The following is a 17,279-nucleotide window of genomic DNA, read 5'->3' on the forward strand; positions in this document are numbered from 1 at the left end:
CCCCACCGTTAGGCCCTATCTGAAACGGTTGATTGAAATCCAGCTCATCGATCACTTCAAATGTCATGCGAAACCCGTTTTTCATCAAGCTGTCTGGCAATTCAATAGGAATGCCTTGTTTTGCACGACGAGCCGAAAGTTCGACCATCCCGTGTAACTTCTCGCTCGATTCTGGAGCTTCTACTAGGGGAACTCTTACCTCCGAGGAGTTTTTGGATGCCGATCTCAGAATTTCGTCAATTTCGGGCTCGAACAGCATTCTGTAGTAAGCAGCCCGTTTACTTTCATTTGACTTTAAGAACTGCACGACAAGCAGTAAAACGCCACCAGACTGTTGCATTGCGAGTAGGTCTTTGCGGTAAAGATGGACGTAAGGTCTGAATTTAGAGACCGATCTACCTTTCACTTGTGCTTCTACTCGCCCAACTAGGTCTTCGTTAGCGTGTCGGCGCGTCTTCCAAATGAAAATCTGGCCATCTAAAACCGGCAACGCGCTATGAGACGCAAAACTAGTTTCAATACGTTCACAATCTTCGAAAAGAGCTTCCCAGTGGTTTAGGGCTTTTCGTTCAATTGAATACATCAGATTCTCCTAGCGATCTTGAATTAATTAACCCCCTCAAACCGCGCGTACGCCTCCCGCATATCCGCCTCCCGGTCCAGTTGCCTGAACGGGTACTCGTACACGTACTCCACACCGGACTGCGGATGCGTCCACGTCCGCTCCGCCTCCGACAACTGAGCGCCGTCCTTCAGTTTCGCGTCAGCCTTCAGAATCTCCTTCGGCACCTTCCGACCATTCGCATCAAAGCGATCCTCCTGGTCGTATCGACGCATCACCGGAAACTGAGTCCGGTAAATCATGCACAACTCTTCCGCCGTCACACCCAGCGACAGCGCCACAATCGCATCAATCTCAATCTGCGCCGCGCGACGTTCTTCGTCCTTGCGCAAAGGCGTATCGACGCCCCACTTCTCACCCATAATCTCCTCCCATAAGGGAGCGTATACCTCGGTGAGACAGTTCAAGCGTAGGAAGTTGGTTACGACCTTTGTCTTGTGATTGCCGAATTCAGGTTTCGCAAGAGTTTCAATCGTCGGGCCATACAGGTTTGCCAAGCCAGTGGCCCTCAATTGGTAGTCGACCAAAATCGACGAAAGAACAGCTCCAGCCACAATCGTTGCATCATCAGCGGTGGTCGACGCACCACTATGAATACCGTGGATATGCGCTGCTCCTGGAGGAATGAGAACGGGATAGAGAGTTCTAAAGCCGGTTGTAGCTGCCATTGCTCTCCAACAAATCCGGAAGAACGTTCGCGCAGAGTGCGTTAAATTGTCCAGCTCCCAACTGGAGTAATCAGAGCCATACTCCATTTGTTTATTGAAATTTGGTTGATAAGCCGTCGCCGGAATGAAGTCTCTTGGCATCGCCTCGAGGTCGACTTCCGACCAGTCCTGGTTGTGCTTCAGTGTTGGGTTTGGCTGCTTAATCATTGGTGTCGCTACGCCGAGGTGGGGACCTTGGAGGATGACGTCATCCCAAGAGGCAGGGTGCGCCCATCCAGTATCGAAATACCCTTTCTTCTTGTCGATGGACTCATCCCAGCCGCGAGAGAATTGCAGATCAAGTTCACGGATACGGGGAGCCGTAGCGAGCTTCTCCAACACCGCGGCTGCTTCGGTATTCACGGTGTAGACCATTCGTGACTCGAGCGCAGGCACCGAGTCGTCTTCGAGAATCGAGTGCCACACCCCCAGTGCATGCAGGTCAACGTTCTGAATGCGGTCTCGGTGTGGGCGGAGATCCCATTTCCCGTTGTTGTCTTTCAAACCAGGAAGCTCGCCCGAACCATCATGGGATAGAGACTCATCAACAGTGGTCGGATGATAAAGCGATGCAGCATGTTTAAACAGTGGCTTCGCTTGCTCGGCAGCATAAGTATGAACGCCGTAGGTTACGTGGTGGTCGATATCGAATAGCACTAATTCGTTTACGAATTGCCAGTGGTGCCTAAGTCTCAGGTACGCGCCACGACGTAGGGGAGCGGCCTTCTTCTCGGTGAAGTGCGACTCGGGGTGGATGAGTGACGTCGTGCCCTGATCAGACGCGTTCTTCCACGTCAGTTCCATAAATCCGCGGTAGAGATCTGGTTGTTGGCCAACGAGGTGCGGGTATCGGGTTACGTCTGACAAGACAGCGGACGTGCATACCGATTCCGATAGACCGCGGTAGATGACCTCCTTCACCGCAGCGTTGTTGTTCCACTGCTCACGGCGTTCGTTCTTCTGTGACTGCGTCGGCTTGTGTGCGAGAGAGAACCACGGGTCCGCCTCGGAGTACAGCGCATCCAGGTCGGTGCGGGGCCGCACCCACGGTGGGTTACCCACCTGCAGGTCGAATCCGCCGCGCGCGAAGACGGCGGCGAAGTCGAGGTCCCAGTGAAAGAAGCCTTGCTCGGATGCGACTTGCTGCACGGTTTTCAGCCACGGGTGATTTTCCAGCACGGTGGCCATCTTCGGCGCGCCAGAGAACTCGATGTCGGCGCGTTCCATGACGATCAGTTCGTCCCAGTTCGAGCCCTTGCCCAGCTGGGTTTGGTGGGTGTCGCGGGAGGTGGTGTCTTTGCCGAGGATGTCGGTGAGGGTGGCGATCCACTCGTCGATATCTGGTAGCTCCTCGGTGGCGGTCAGTGGCCAGAACGTCAGGGCGTTCCAGGCGTCCATGACCAGGCGAAGGCGCAGGTAAGCGCCCTCTTCGTTGTGGAGGAGTTCGCGCTCGATCTGCTCGCGGCGGATGTTTTTCGCGGTGTGGTGGGTTTCGCGGCCCCAGATGTCGATGTCGCGACGGATCTGTTCTTCGGCGATGCGCATCTTGGACAGCGTGATGGCCCACAGGGACTCCACGCGTCCGGCGAGTGCGGCGAGTTGCTTGGTCTGCTCCTTGGTTGGTGCTTTGCCGGTGACGGACCTGCGCCACGCCTTCATGGCGGTCTGCTCGTCCTTGGCCAGCTTCTTCAGATCTTTCGCGTCGGCGGCGGCACCCCAAGTGGCGGAAGGCAGCAGGAATTGGTGGATGCGGCCGGCAGCGTTGTGGTCGCGCTCGGAGGCGTCGATAGCTTGTGCAAGATTTTGCACCGACTCCCGGCGCGGCACTGCCTTGAGCCATTCGCGCTTTTTCAGCTGCGCGGTGGAGTACGTAGAGCGCAGCGCGCCGACGAGTGAATTGCCGCGGCGCAGGTGCAGGCCGAACCACGGGGCCTTTAACTGGCTGGTCATGGTGTCGAGCCACAGGGAGATCTCTGCAAGTTCCACGGCGGTGGGGTTAAGGTCCACGCCGTACACCTGGTGCAAGGCGATGTGGGCTTTGACCTTTTGGAGTTCGACGGCGCGCTGTTCCGGCTCGACCTGTTTGTCCAGTTCTGCCTCGCGCAGTTTGAGGTAGAGCTCCGCGAGTTGGCGGACGGCTCCGACGGCGAAGGCTCCGGAGCCCATGGCGGGCTCACAAATAGTCAGGCTAAGGACATCGTCGGCGGTTTCGATGCGGCCCTCTTCCTGGAGGACCTCGATGGCCTGGCCAACGGTGAACTCCGTGAGGACCTGCGGGGTATAGAAGGACGCCGAGCGTTCCCGATCGCGGCTGGACTGGCGGAACACGAACGAGTCCTCTGGGTGCAGGCGGCGCGTCTTAGCGGTGCCGCCTTCTTCCATCTGGGTGGTCTCCATGACAAAGCTGTCCTGCGGAACCGTGTTTGCGGCTCCGGTGGGCAGCACCCAGGATCCTTTGGATGCGTCGCCCTTCGGTGCGACCTCGTAGAGATCCTCCTGGGCGATGAAGCCGTGGTACGACATCAGGCCCTCGTAGACCTGGCCGAGTTCGGTTACACCCAGGGTGGCGTAGGAGATGAAGCCGCGGTCCTTGCCGGCGGAGACGCGAGAGAGCAGCAGGTTCTGCAGGACGCGGGTGAGTGCCTCGTTGGAGAGCTTCACTTTGTCGATAAGCGAGGTGGCCTCGCCCTTGAACAGGTCCGCCTCCAGGTTGCGGAAGGTCAGGCCCTGGTTCTGCGCGTCAGGGTCGTAATTGGGGGACTCAGCTGGGTCGTGGCCATCGTTGACCTGGGTGAACAGCAGCTGCAGCGAGTCGTAGAGGTGCGTGCCGTGGCGGGCCTTGTCGGTGACCGGCGGGTTGAGGATCTGATCGCGCAGGCGATCCAGGCCGTAGCCCTCCACGTACTCGGGCGCGCCAGTGGGCAGGATGGCCAGCTCCGAGGAGGCTTCAGCGAACAATAGGAACAGGATGCGGTACAGGTAGCGCAAGGACTGACGTGCCAGTTCGTTGCCGTCGATCTCATCGAGCGGCAAGTGCTGCTCGCGGCGGCGTGCGAGTACGTCGTTGCCGATGATCTCAATCGACTCACGCACCGCGTCACGCAGATCGCCCGACACTTTCACCGCGTGCTGCAGCGACTCCTCACGAGTATCCGCCCACCACGTCGTGCCATCGGCGGCGCGCTCGAGGTTCTCGCGCGCAAGGATCACGGCGGTGCGCTCCAACTCGCCGGCCTTCTTCGTGTCGTTGCGCTCCACCACCAACTGCAGGTTCACCGCAAGGTAGCGGCCCAACGGCCAAGACTCACGCTCCGCCACGAGCTCCCACGGGCCCGCCACAACCACCACGAACTCTGGCGGTTCCGCAGCGAGGAACAAATCACTGATGAGCTTGGACACCTTCGTCTCCGCCGGCTCTTTGCCCTCCTGGGCAACGCCGCCGGTGATGGGCAGGGAGGTGAGGTCCTCGTGCGTGGTGTCGTCGATAAGCACTGCCTCGACGACGATCAACGTACCGGCGTTACCGCGCCACCCACGGAACGACAACACCTCCCCGGCGCGCTCATACGACAGCGTGGTGGGGGAGCCGTAACCGAACGCCGGGCGCACCAACCGCGCCGTGACCTCCGGATCCTCGTCCGTGGCAAACGCCGACTGCAACTCACCGCGCAACTGCTGGAACCGCTTCACCGGAGAGAGACTGCCCGTCTCATCCTCCAACGCCACCCACTCCTTCGTACGCGCCTTAACGCGTTTGGTGAAGGACTCGCCCTTCGTCTCATCGGTGGTGAAGTAGTGATCGCTAATCCACTCATCAACGTTGATCAGAGAATCGAACGTAGCCATGGCGTTACGCCTCCTCGGTGTGATTGGCTGGGCTGGACTGGTCAGCGGGCAGGACAAGGACGAGCGGGCGGATCAACTCCCGATCCGGCTCAAGCGAAGCAATCAGCGCCTTCTCCTGCGCAATCAAGCCCGCCGAACGACCAACACGCAACGTCTGCTGGACACCCTCCTTGGACGACTCCCACGCGTGCGCACGATCCGACCAATGATCAATGCGGGTGTGTGCGTGGTCGCGAGCCGCCTTCATCATCGGCTGCAACTGGCTTTTCGCCACCTCGACGGAACGCTCGATGAGATCCTTCGCGTCTTCGGGGACGGTGAGCGTGCCCGGGTTAATGGCCTTCTCCGTCAGACCGATGCTGCGCAGCCAGGCGTACGGGTCCTCGATCGTCTGCGCGAGGAAACCATCCATGACCGTGACAAACGCGCGTGAGACCACCTGGCCGCGCTTGTTGGTCAGCGTGCCCATGAGCAGCACCGTGGGAGTTGGTACGTCGCCTTCGATGGCGGTGATCTCGCCGGCGCTCAACTGCGCAAGCGCACGATCCGTCGCCCAATCCGTCACCGGATGCAACGGCCCGAGGAAGTGGGCCTTCGGCCACGTGGACCCATCCTGGCCCGTTCGCGCACGACGCATCACCTCGTTGCCCACCGTGGTGTTCGTGGCCAACTGGAACTTCTCCCGCACCTTGCGGTCCGCCAGGTAGTCCTGCGGCAACGCATCCAAACGGCGGCGCAGATCCTCGGGCGGCTCGAGTTCAGCCACGCCGTTGCTGTGGAACTGGAAACTCACACCACCGGCAGTAAGGGAGCGCTCCGGGGCGGCGTGGAATGCCTCGTTCAACGCGTCCTCCAGGTACGCGATCTCGGAGGGGTAGAGGCCTTGGTTATCAGTCGGAGTAGCGGTGGTCGCCGGGGCGGTAGCAGCGGGTTCGTCGTCAATCTCCGGCTCGAAGCCCGACATCCAGAAGTCGATGAGGTCGGCCTCGGTCTGTGCCTGCTCGGTGGCGATCTGCTCCGGGGTCTTCACCACGTCATCGAACTGCACCTGGTTCTGGATCACCCGGCGGATCTCGTCCTCCTCGCCGGAGATGGAATGCTTGCCGATGAGCGAGCCGACGTCGCCAAGCAACGCATGCGCCTCGTTCTCACGATTGATCAACTTGGACAGCACGTGCAATTCGCCCACGTAGCCGCCCTGCTTCGTATCCAGCAGGAGCGCTGCGATCTGTGGCGGTTCGGTCTGGCCGTAGCGATCGATGCGACCGTTGCGCTGCTGAATACGGATCAGCGACCACGGAATGTCGTAGTGGATCAAGTCATGACACAGCGTGTGCAGGTTCACGCCCTCCGACGCCACGTCTCCCGTGACCAGGATGCGGAGTTTGGAATCGGTGCGCTTGAATTCGTCGACAAGCCGCATCTGCTCCTCATCCGACAGCCCGCCGTGCATGACCTCCACAGCGCCGGCCGGCATCTTCAGGTCCTTGGTCAGGTTCTCCTTGAGCCAATGCAACGTGGCCACACGCTCGGAAAACACCACCGCGCGAGTCTTCTTGCCCTTGCCCACGCCAATGTCCTGTAGGTAGTTCACCAGCGCGGCGTACTTGTTGGAGTTCTGACGCGTGATCTTTGCGTTGAGTGCTTGGAGGCGCTCGAGGGCCTGGCGCTGGTTCGTGTCCGACTCGGGGATGCGCTTGAGACGGTTCTCAATCGTCTCACCCAACGCAGCAGGGGAGGAGAGGAACGCCTTGACCAACGTCCACGGGAACAAACGGTCCTTCGCCGGATTGGTGTTGGCGGCTTCTGGGTGGATCCAGGTCTGCTCCAACTCGGCGGCCACGGCGTTCTCCTCCGCAGACGCCTCCACGGGCACGTTGATCGGGTCCTTGCGCTCCGCCCATTTCTCGCCGACGACGCTGGCAACCTCCTCACTGTGGCGGTGGCGGCGGATGAGGAGACGGGAAACGGCCTCGGCGTCGATCGTGCCGTCCGGCATCACCGATGTCGGATCCAACAGCCGCAGGATCTCCTTGAAACTCTCCGGATCACCATTGTGCGGTGTTGCTGAGGCCAGCAGGAGCGCCTCCGTGGTCGGGGCGAGGGTACGGGCGAGCTCGTTGTTCTGGGTACCCACGTTGGTGGCGTTGTGGATCTCGTCGATCACCACCGCGTCCCAACGCACCTTCTCCAGCATCGCGCGGTACTTGCCACTCTTGAGCGTGTCCATCGAGACGATCACGCGCGGGAAATACGTGAACGGGTTCCGGCTCGCCGGAAGGATGCGCTGTACCCGTTGAATTCCCGCCGAGTCCAACCTGACCAGCGGGATAGCAAAACGCGACCACATCTCCTGCTGGAACTGCTCCATGATGTGTTTCGGCGTGACCACGAGGATGCGCTCACCACGCCCGCGGCGGATCAGCTCCGCGAGGATCATGCCGATCTCCAGAGTCTTACCCAGGCCGACAGCATCGGCGATGAGGATACGGGGGCGCAGGTTGTCGTCGCTAAGCGCCTTGCGCACTGCAGAAAGCTGATAGTCGAGTGGATCCATCAGCATGCCCTCCGCCACCGAGAGGCGATCTTGGTAGAGCGGTACCGGCGTCTGACGCAGCGTGGTCTCGAGCCACAGGCGCGTCGTGCGGTAACCGGGGGAGTGATCGGCGACGACCTCTACCTTGGCGGGGTCGAACACCTCCACGTCGTCGAGCGCGGTGTAGAAACTCGCCGTGGTGTCGCGAACGTAATCCGACAGGCCACGGACCTTCAGCAGCAAGCCGTCAGCCGACTGCGTCACGCTCGTGATCAGCCAAAGTTCGTCACGAACCTTGACCATGAGGCCGGGCGCGAAGGTCTGGTCGTTGCGCTGGGATTCGGTGGTGTCCTGTGCGGGCGAAGACATACGTAGCAGCGTATCCGGCCCGCGCGAGACAGGGGGAGGTTGGGCGTGCGGGTGTTCGATGAAGGCGAGTGGCCTGCTCCCCCCTTACAACGCAATTGCCTATGAACCGGATTCGAAGGGGGTTAGGCGCTTCGCTCTTTGAAGTACAAGATCCGGGCGTCTCTTCACCTCCGTTATCGGAGCGCATTCTGTGCTCGGTCCGAGATCTCCGGTTACCCACCATTGCTGAACCGCTTGGGCGACAGGTTCCCGTCCCGCGAACTTATCGATGAGCACCTCATTTACATTCCCCACATTGGGGTCAACATCGCTGAGATCCGTATTGAACTGAAAGGTCGGATAGTATTTCGTTTCTCCAGTCTCGTGGAGAAATACCCCCTTGTTCTTTACCAAATACCTAAGCAAATCTTTTCTTCCTCGCTCGTCGCGTTCAGGGTGAAAAGTTTCCAAGAGCTTTGGCTGGGTTATGCACTCAATCTGGTTAATGTGGTCAATCACCTTATAATCGTGCAGGTCGGGCTCATAATTTCTGCGCCAGATCAGCTCCTCATCCCAACCCTCGGGAAACCCCATCGCAACTAGGGGGATGCCGGATCTCCGCACAAAGCTCTGCAACAGGTTAACCATTTCTTCCGACCAGGAAGAACCCGGGTAGATTCGCGCGAAGAGGAACCTCATAGCAGCAATAGTCTTATAGGGCTTATGAGGAAGACCTTTAAATGGGAAAGCTCCTGGATATGATCTCTCGGTTCGGCCAGTGAGGTATCGAAGACCTTATTCCAGACTCGCCCATAGTGTGCACATACGTTGCTGCCCAAACAGGAAGGTGAGGACCATATTTGCGACGGAAGTGCTGAACAAAGTCACTTTGGCTGCGCCGTTCTTCGCGGGAGTAGTCAGCGATCCACCCAATATGTTTCGACTGTTTGATCGATAGCGAGCCCGCTGTCCAAATGGATGAATCTTTACGAAGATAGGCGGGAATTCGGTGCGCAAATGGATGGTAGAACCCGAGGCGATTGCTCAGCTGACTCCTCAGCCACACCTCAATCATTTCGAGGCCCTCTACGAATTTTTTCCTCACCGACTCGTCAAACTTGTAAAGGTCAACGATCTGACCGAACATTGTTCCGGGCGGGAAATCGTCATCCTGTTTGAAATAGTAGGCGTACCCCGTAAATCGAAAGTAGCCACATTCCCTCAGCATCGATCTGGCTGCTTCGCTGTTTTGAATTACCAAGCCACGGGTCCGGAGCTTTGCAAGCTGATCATCAATGAAAAATATGGCTTCGCGTACTTGCTTTGCCGGTAGGCGTTCAGCACTTCATCATCCATATAAATAAAACTAGCCGACCTCCCCGTACGGAGAGGTCGGCTAGTCGTGATGGGATAGAGAATAGTGTTCGTCCCCCTCTTCCACAACCCATTACCCCCGGGCCACCCCTCGCCTAAACGTTCCCAACTCTTGGACGCTAGGAATCTAAGAGGCTTTTTCAGCCCCCGAATGTTTCACGTGGAACATCACGATGCCGCTGCGGCCAGCGCCCGCGCCACCGCCAAGTCCTCCCACGGCATGCCGACCGTCTTAAACACGATGCGTCGGCTGGTGTCCAGCGCAACATCGCCACGGACCACGTCGGCCATGGACACGACGTCGTCCCACGAGAGTGCGCCTTCCTCGACCGCGATGGCAACGTCGCCGGCCTCGCCCTTGGCGGCGCCGACGTCTTCGACGATCACCTGCGCGCCTGCAAGGACGTCAGTATCAAGCTCGCGCGTGTCGGTGGTGTGGGCGCCGACGGCGAGGACGATGGCGCCGTCGCGAAGATGCTCGGCGCTCAGGATCGGAGAAGGGGAGGAGGTTGCGGTGACCACGAGTTCAGCGCCGGCCACCGCCTCGTCGGCAGCGGACGTGCCCGCCTCAGCCCAGGGATAGGCAAAACCGTCCGGGCGAGTCCGGGAGACGAACGTGCAGGAGACGTCGAGGACGTCCTCGAGCGTGGCGGCGTGGCCAAGGCCCTGGGCGCCGGTGCCGAAGATGACGGCGTTTACGGGGTCGTCGAGAAGCGAAAGCACCCCAGCGACGGCGACGGCGGGGGTGCGGAGGGTGGTGAGCGCGGCGGCGTCGATAAGCCACTCCGGCGTGAGCGTTTCGCCGCCCATGAGCAGGTACGAGCCCTGGATCAACGGGACATCCACGGTCGAGCCCGGCGGCTGGATGCCGAGCACCTTCACGCCGACCGCACCGTCGAGCGCCGACGGAAGCAGGTGCATCTCGCCGCGGGGGAGGCCGACCTTTTGGCGCTGCGAGTCAGTCGCGGGGTCGAAGCCGCTGAGCAGCGCGTCGCGCACGGCCTGGACCGCGGCGGCGGGGGAGAGGGTGGCCATTGCTTCGTCGTAGTCCACGTAGCGCATGGCGGCCAGTGTAGAGGAGTTACACGGCTCCATCTCGGGATGGCCGATCCCACAACGGAGCTAACTGTGGCAGTGAGAGCGCCCAGTCCAGGGATACACGCTCCTGTTCGAGCCGTTTGTTCCCTGATGCGATCAAGAACCGCCGTGCACGTTCCTCCTCCTCGGTGAGGCGGGGGAGCACGCGTGCAGTATCCCCTGGGTCAGCGACTGCGAGGTGGAGGAACCTCTGCACGGTGTCAATGTCCATCGCTGCGCTGACTACCGAAACGGAGCACCCGTCGGCAGACAAACGGGTACGCACAGTGTTCAGGATGGCGTAGCCGTCCGCGTCCGCATCGCCCCAGTACACAATCTGCCGCGCTTGACGGACCCACGGCAGCTCGTGGAGCGCGCCGGCGGTGTACCCCGCACCCCAAACCAGCACCACGTTTGAGCCTTCGGGCGTGTGCGGCAGTGCGAGGAACGTCTCCTTGTTCTCGACGACGAGCACCCTAAGGTCATCCGGGAGCGCAAGCGAGCCAAAGGGAACGGACACATCGACAAGCCCTGGCGCCGGTGCCAACGAAAAATCCAAGAACCGTACCCTCATCATGCGGTCGCCCTCGGCGAGCCCGAGGTCGTTCACCCCAAGGAGCCGTTGCAGCAATCTCCGGTGCGTGGCGATCCACTTCGTGTCCAGACCTTCGATAGGCACCGCACGCGGACGCAGGCCGGATTGTGGTTTCACGTGAAACCAATGCAATGCGAGGCAAAGTCGGTTGAAATCTCCCGCTGAAAGCGCAATCCACGCTGAATTGGTGCGAGCAGCACGCTCCCGGAACTCCGAACTGTCGGGAAACAGCTGAATCAGACGCGCAAACCTTTCGCGAGCCAGGGCAACTTCCCCAGCACGCCCGACCACCTCTGCTACGCGATCCCATCCGGACAACATCAGTCGCACCGGCACGTCGTGTTTGCCCAAGCCCGCCCAGGAACGCGTAGCCCACTCCACCTCACCTGTGGGTTCCCATGCTTGCCAGGTGCGGACGAATTCGCGGGCGCGGGTTTCGTCGTCAAGCACCTGCGCACGAGTCGGGGGTTTCAGAGGAATGGACACCTCGACGGGTTCGTCGAGGAGCAACTGCTCCATATTGAGCTTGAGAGGTAACTGGTCAGGCAGGCGCATAGGTTTCAATGAGCTCGAAGGTGGAACGTGCGACGGGATCCTCGGCGTAGTGGACCACGATGGTGCCGTCGACGTACGGGGAGAGGGTCTTGATCAGCTTCAGTGGGGTGGCAAGCACCATATGGAAGCCAAAGCTTTCAAACACGTCCATCGCAGTGCGGGTGAACACAGGGTCTGCGCGGTCAAAGGCCTCATCCAGCACCACGGTGGCGTAGCGGGGCACGTCCGCATCCACCCCCGCAAGGCGATAACGCAACGCCGCGGCGAGGCAGAAAAACACCAGCTTCTGCGCCTGGCCGCCGGACAACGACGCGGAATCCACGTGGGTGTTGTGCACCGTGCCCTCAGCGTCCACCTCGTTGCCCACGAACTTCACATGCCTGCGGGTGTCCAGCACGACGTTGCGCCAACTGCGGTCGGCACGCTCGGAGGAGCCGAGGCGGTCCATGATCTTGGCCAGGCGGTGGTAGCGCTCGATGGCGGTCTTCTCGTCCGCCTCGCTCAAGCTGCCGGCGGTCGCTTCGCGCAGGTCCTGCAGGAAGTCACGCACGACGCGGTCTCGGTTGTCACGGACTTCAATCTGCAGGTAGCGCCCCTCGGTGTACGGGGAGCGGCGCAGCGACGCGTTGATGGGGCCCAAGTTGGTCTCAATGTCGCCCTTCGCGCGCTGCAGCTCCTTGTAAATCGTGTTCAGGTGCATCACGGACTGGCCGTTGAGCAGGTCCAGGAAGCGGCCGCGGAACTCCGGCAGGCGGTCCGAGCGCAGCATCTCCAACCTCGCAATAGCCTCGCCCGCAAACTCGGCCGCGGCCTGCAGCTCCGCAGACTCTGCGGACCACCGGGACTTGTAGTTGGACAGAATGTTCACGATGGCGTTGCTGGATTCCGTGATCGTCTTCGCCGCTTGTTTCGCCTGCGCGTCCAGCTGCGCGGTGACCTTGAAGGCGCTGTCGCTTAAGTTCTCCGGGGTCAGACGGCGCGTGGTGGCCGCGAGCATCGCATCCAGCTGCTCCGCCAGCGCCGGGTCCACCTCCACGTGCTCCGAATCGATCCGCTTCAGCCGCGCCTGATCGTCCTGCAGTGCCCGCGTGGCCACGGCGAGCTCGTCGTGCACGCTGCGCAACTCCTGCTCGGTGGCCTTCAACGTATCGACGGCCTCGCGCCACGCCCGCTCCAACTCCTTCGCTTCAGGCGAGGAGGTCAGCCGTTCAAGCTCGGCGCGCAGGCTCGCCAACTGCTCCTCGACGCTGATGACGTCCACGCTGGCCCACTCCATAGCGTCGATAGCTCGAGCCTTCTCCACGTCGCTGGCCAGCGCCTTTTGCTTACGCTCAACCTCTGTTAGGCGGTTGCCCGCCGCCGTTGTCGCGCGTTTCGCCTCCGCCAGCTCCGCGCGCAGCGCCTCCACCTTGGCATGGTTGGAGGAGCCGAGGCGGTAGTTGCGCCGTTCGCCCAGGCGCTGCCTGTCGTTTTTCACGTACCGGGCGGAGCCAGTCCTATCGGCCGGGTTGCGCTCCAAGCCGTCGATGGTAGCCGCGCGCTTGTCTTGCCGTTCCAGCTCGTCCACGGTGCGCACTAAGGCGTAGTCGAAGGTGGTGGCCAGCATGCGCATCAGCCAGGGGCGCATCGGGTGCTCCACCACGCGCACCTTATGAAACAGGCTGAGCGGGTTCTTCGGTCCGCGCGGCATGTCCACGCCCTCGGGCACGGTGCGGTACTCAAGCCGCATCCCCAAGTGGCGGCCATTGACCCAGCTGCTCACCTCGCGCTCGCGCTCCGCTGGCACCAAAAGAGTCGCGGCAAAACCGCCGAGCAGGCGCTGGATCACCGGTTCCCACTCGGCTTGCTCCGGTAGCACGTCGATGAGCTCACCCACGTACGGCAGCTCACGCACCGTCAGCCCGGTATCCGCACACAGCTGCGCGCGCTTCTCCACGTACCGCCGGTCAAGGTTGGAGGTGCGGTTGCCTAACGACGCCAACTCCGTCTCCACCGACGCCTCCGCGCCGGCAAGCCTCTCGTGCTCGCTTCGGGCCTTGAACCACGCTTCACGTAGGCGTTCTTCCTGCTCCGGCGCGGCCGCCAGCTCCGCCGACGCCTGTGCTTTCAGCTCCGCGAAGCGCTCGGTGTCCAACGCCCCGTCTAACTGCACCAGAGCCGCCAGGTCGCGCACTTTCGCCTTGCGCGCAACAAGCTCGTGCTCCTCGCGGGCGATGTTGCGCTCGATCTCGCCCAGGCTCTGCCCGGCAACCTGCTCTCTCTGCACCACGGCGCGCTGCACCGCCTCCTGCTGCGCTTCCTTGCGGGCCTCGAGGGATTGCGCCTGCACTTCGAGGGCAGCGAGTTGGGCGGAGCTGACGTCGATACGCTCGCGCAGCTGCTTCGCCTCAATCGCACGTCGCACGTTGGGCAGGGCGGCAGACAACGCGGCATTGTTCTCCTGCGTCGCCTGCGCATCCTTGAGCTTGGTGTTCAGCCCCGGCAGGGGAGCGAGCGTCTCAATCTGCTGGTGCACGTCTTCGAGCCGCTCGTACGCCTGGCGCAGGTCCTCGTGCGTGGCCACGGCGTCCTCCGCGACCTGGAACGTGTCCGGTACGTCCAGCATGTAGTTGCGGAACAGCTCGTCCATGCTGGACAGGGACTTCGCGGACTGCGTGCGGTGCAGCAGCATCTGCGCTTCCTCGCTGCCGATACCCAGCTTGGAGCGGAAGCGGTTGGCAAACACGGAGTACTGGTCCGTGAACGTCACGCCGGCAGTTTTGTATTTCGCCTCCAACTTGCGCTTATCCAGGGAGTTCTGCAGCAACGGCACGAACCCGTCCACGTCCACCTCGCTGGGAAAGATGCCGTAGAGCGTTTTCACCTGCGCTTCCTGCTGCTGTCCCGCATTGAGGCGGTAGATTGCGGCGAGCGTGAACGCCTCCTTCCCGGCGCGGTAGGTCAGCGCGACAATGCTGGCTGTCGCTCCGGAGCGCAGGTACTGGCTGCGGATCTCGCCGGTGGCCGGGTCCTCGCTGCGCCGCCACGCGCCGCGGATGTAGGACACGCGGCTGCGCCCCTTGTCACGGCCGGTTTCCTGCTGGGCGGCGGCGTTGAACCGCAGTTTGCCAGGCGGGACTAGTACGGCGGAGAAGGCGTCGATAAGCGTGGACTTGCCCGAGCCGGACGCGCCGGTGATCAAAAACCCACGCTCGCCGACGGGGATGTCGTAGTAGCCGTCGAACGTGCCCCAGTTGACCAGCTGCACGCGCGCAAGACGGAACTGCTCTGTCACTGTTCTTCCCCTTCCTGTGCCAGGCGCAGATACTCCTCGCGCAGCGCGTGGACCGTGTCAGCGTCGAAGATGTGGCGCAGCACAGGGGAGACCTCCCAGCGCCCCTCGGTCTCCGTGTCGGTGAGCAGGCTGTACTTGCGGATGGTGTTCACCGCCGCGGTGAAGCGCTTCTTAAACCCGGACTCGTCACGGTTGTCCACCGCACGGACGTAGCTGATGGCGCCATACAACTCATCTTCTCCCACCACGACGCGCTCGCCTGGGGTAGACATGCCCAGCTCGTGGCGCAGCTGCAGCAGGATCGCGGTTTGCAAGTGCGTCAGCGCCTCCGTGCGCAACACCGGCGGCACTTTCACGTCCTCGTTGTCCGGGCGGACGTGGCGAGTGAACGCGATGCCGGCGTCCTCGTCCACAACCAGCTCCAAAAACACATCGTGCAGCCGAGAGCGCAGCGTCTCCGTGTCGGTGGTGATGGCGTGCCAGGTTTCCTTCTTCCGGTCAGCGGTGATGAGCGGACCTTTGAGCAGGTCCACCAGTGCGCGCCGGGTTTCCTCGGACAGGGTGCCCGTGTCGCCCGTCCACAGCGGTTCCGTCATTGCATCTCCTTTACTGCTGCGGCGTCGAAATGCCACCGCGGGACCGTCGCCAAGCGAATGCTCCCATCGTCTTCCTCGAAGCGCACCTCTTCGCTGCCGTCCTGCCGCACCCCATGCTTCAGGGCCAGGTACACAAGGCCCACCACCGACCCCAGCCCCTGGGAGGCGGGATGGCGCTCGAGCACCTTGCCTATCGACGCCCCTCCGGCCATCCCAACCGTCTCCCCAACTGCCGCGATAAGCTCTTCCAAGTCGATCTCGCTTTCACGTACCGCCTGGTAGAGCGCCTCCGCGTCGCCCTCGCCGGGTTCAAACGCCTCCACCGCAGTGGTGATGACCTCCGCACCCGGGTCCGCCAGCTTGATCTGCGCCACCGAGGTGATCTGCATCCCGATGCGCTGCAAGGGCGTGTCCATCTTGTGGGTGGCTGCAAGCTCCTCGCGCTCCGCGGCGTCGGCGGCGAGCTTGCGAGTGTCGCGTAAAAGCTCGATCATTCGGCGGTCCTCGGCAAACTGTTCGCTGGCCACGTAGTTGCGTAGGTTGCGGGCCAGGCGCGTCATCATGCGGTTAACCTCGTAGCCGGCGTCTTCCATGTCGCGGAACAGCCTGCGGAATTTCGCCCGCTCTTCGGGTGTCATCGCGGTGTTGTCGGCGCGCTCGAGCACCTGCCCAATCCACGTGTCCAACCACGCGCCGCGTTCCGGGTCGACCACCAACGAGTAGAACGCGTTGAAGCTTCTGCCAGCATCGGATTCCCCGATCAAGTCCACGCCGGCGAAGATCTCGTCCAGCACGTCGCCGCGCGAGCCCTCCGGATCCAGCAGTTGGCGGCGCAGCTGCGTATTGAGCGTTTCCAGCTCGTGCCGCACGCGCGCGAAATCGCCAGGGATCGCATTCGCCTGCTCCAGAATGTCGCCCACCCGTTCGTGCACGGTGGCGGGGGAGGGCAGCTCGAATTCCCCGCGCTCGACCTGCTCGATCTCTGCCTCGATGCGGGCGCGTTCGGCCTCGAGGTGCCTCAGGCGGGAGTCGATGTTCGGGTCCGTGTCCCGCGCGAGCGCCTGCAGGGCATTGCTTATCGACGCCACCCGGCTCGCCGTCACCGCCGATCGCGGTGCACTGACACGGTCCATCACCTGCAGCGCGGTGAGCGTTTGCTCGCTTGGTTCAAGCGTCTCACCCGTTTCCCTGGTGCCGGACTTGCGCACCAGCCACCCGGCTTTCACCCAGTCGTTGCAGTACGCCTGAGGTGTTTTCGGGAGCTCGAAGATACCGCGCAACACCGCGAAGTCCTCAGCCATGAGCTGATAGAGCTGCTCCGCAGGTCGGACCTCTGCGCCTCGCGGGAAGTGCTCCGCCACGACCGCGAGTAGCACCGGGGCGTTGTCCGCGTGCAACAAACGGATCGCGGCCGACTGCTCCTTTTCACGCTTATATGTCAGCGCCCGGGCCTGAATGGTCATGCCGGCTATCATCCCATAGCACCCTCCCGCCTGCACCGAAAAACTTTTTTGCTCTAGGTGTAGACACACTCAGGGCGATCGTCTATATCCGCTTTTGGGCCCCTCCGTCCACGGTCCATCCCCCCGAGACCGGTTGAGCACTCACCGACCCCCATTTAGAGTGCGAGTAGGCGGAGGGGATTCCGCTATTCTCAAGCGTTTTTAGGCGCCTAGGGTTAAGGGTCAAAATGTCCGCGTCCCCTTTTGACCCTTAACCCATCCATTACCCCCTAAGAATTGAGAAAAC

The 17,279-nt window shown here is 61.7% G+C and carries 10 protein-coding genes; all 10 read right to left on the bottom strand.

The features are described 5' to 3' along the window. Nucleotides 1–583: hypothetical protein (locus HMPREF3048_RS11965; RefSeq protein ID WP_141758804.1), on the bottom strand; the 583-nt coding region annotated here is incomplete at its 3' end. A 23-nt stretch (nucleotides 584–606) separates the two neighbouring features. Next, a complete protein-coding gene (locus HMPREF3048_RS00255) occupies nucleotides 607–5,175 on the bottom strand; it encodes a DNA methyltransferase (protein ID WP_070770900.1) in 4,569 nt (1,522 codons plus the stop codon). 4 nt (nucleotides 5,176–5,179) lie between these two features. Next, a complete protein-coding gene (locus tag HMPREF3048_RS00260; RefSeq protein ID WP_070770901.1) occupies nucleotides 5,180–8,080 on the bottom strand; it encodes a DEAD/DEAH box helicase in 2,901 nt (966 codons plus the stop codon). A gap of 99 nt (nucleotides 8,081–8,179) precedes the next feature. Continuing rightward, complete coding sequence (locus HMPREF3048_RS00265) at nucleotides 8,180–8,758, bottom strand: hypothetical protein (RefSeq protein ID WP_070770902.1); 579 nt, start codon at nucleotides 8,756–8,758, stop codon at nucleotides 8,180–8,182. A 37-nt stretch (nucleotides 8,759–8,795) separates the two neighbouring features. Further along, nucleotides 8,796–9,287, bottom strand: coding sequence for an Abi family protein (locus HMPREF3048_RS12670; RefSeq protein ID WP_070770903.1), 492 nt, complete (start codon nucleotides 9,285–9,287; stop codon nucleotides 8,796–8,798). Nucleotides 9,288–9,601: 314 nt separating this feature from the next. After that, a complete protein-coding gene (locus tag HMPREF3048_RS00275) occupies nucleotides 9,602–10,495 on the bottom strand; it encodes an ornithine cyclodeaminase family protein (protein ID WP_070770904.1) in 894 nt (297 codons plus the stop codon). Between the two features lie 19 nt (nucleotides 10,496–10,514). Beyond that, nucleotides 10,515–11,624, bottom strand: a complete 1,110-nt coding sequence (locus HMPREF3048_RS00280) for a DUF3322 domain-containing protein (protein ID WP_070770905.1) — start codon at nucleotides 11,622–11,624, stop codon at nucleotides 10,515–10,517. A gap of 22 nt (nucleotides 11,625–11,646) precedes the next feature. Beyond that, nucleotides 11,647–14,934, bottom strand: a complete 3,288-nt coding sequence (locus HMPREF3048_RS00285; protein ID WP_070770906.1) for an ATP-binding protein — start codon at nucleotides 14,932–14,934, stop codon at nucleotides 11,647–11,649. Further along, the gene (locus HMPREF3048_RS00290) at nucleotides 14,931–15,530 is read right to left on the bottom strand and encodes a DUF4194 domain-containing protein (protein ID WP_034996626.1); all 600 of its coding nucleotides are present in this window, start codon (nucleotides 15,528–15,530) and stop codon (nucleotides 14,931–14,933) included. The genes HMPREF3048_RS00285 and HMPREF3048_RS00290 overlap by 4 nt, the downstream gene beginning before the upstream one ends. Then, nucleotides 15,527–16,993, bottom strand: a complete 1,467-nt coding sequence (locus tag HMPREF3048_RS00295; RefSeq protein WP_070770949.1) for a DUF3375 domain-containing protein — start codon at nucleotides 16,991–16,993, stop codon at nucleotides 15,527–15,529. The genes HMPREF3048_RS00290 and HMPREF3048_RS00295 overlap by 4 nt, the downstream gene beginning before the upstream one ends. Between the last annotated feature and the right edge of the window lie 286 nt (nucleotides 16,994–17,279).

Source organism: Corynebacterium sp. HMSC075D04 (assembly GCF_001815635.1).
Lineage (GTDB): Bacteria > Actinomycetota > Actinomycetes > Mycobacteriales > Mycobacteriaceae > Corynebacterium > Corynebacterium coyleae.

Coding starts and splice junctions, on each gene's coding strand:
- HMPREF3048_RS00280 (WP_070770905.1), bottom strand. CDS start 11,624: ATGGAGCAGTTGCTCCTCGACGAACCCGTCGAGGTGTCCATTCCTCTG.
- HMPREF3048_RS00290 (WP_034996626.1), bottom strand. CDS start 15,530: ATGACGGAACCGCTGTGGACGGGCGACACGGGCACCCTGTCCGAGGAA.
- HMPREF3048_RS00255 (WP_070770900.1), bottom strand. CDS start 5,175: ATGGCTACGTTCGATTCTCTGATCAACGTTGATGAGTGGATTAGCGAT.
- HMPREF3048_RS12670 (WP_070770903.1), bottom strand. CDS start 9,287: ATGCTGAGGGAATGTGGCTACTTTCGATTTACGGGGTACGCCTACTAT.
- HMPREF3048_RS00275 (WP_070770904.1), bottom strand. CDS start 10,495: ATGCGCTACGTGGACTACGACGAAGCAATGGCCACCCTCTCCCCCGCC.
- HMPREF3048_RS00260 (WP_070770901.1), bottom strand. CDS start 8,080: ATGTCTTCGCCCGCACAGGACACCACCGAATCCCAGCGCAACGACCAG.
- HMPREF3048_RS00265 (WP_070770902.1), bottom strand. CDS start 8,758: ATGAGGTTCCTCTTCGCGCGAATCTACCCGGGTTCTTCCTGGTCGGAA.
- HMPREF3048_RS00295 (WP_070770949.1), bottom strand. CDS start 16,993: ATGACCATTCAGGCCCGGGCGCTGACATATAAGCGTGAAAAGGAGCAG.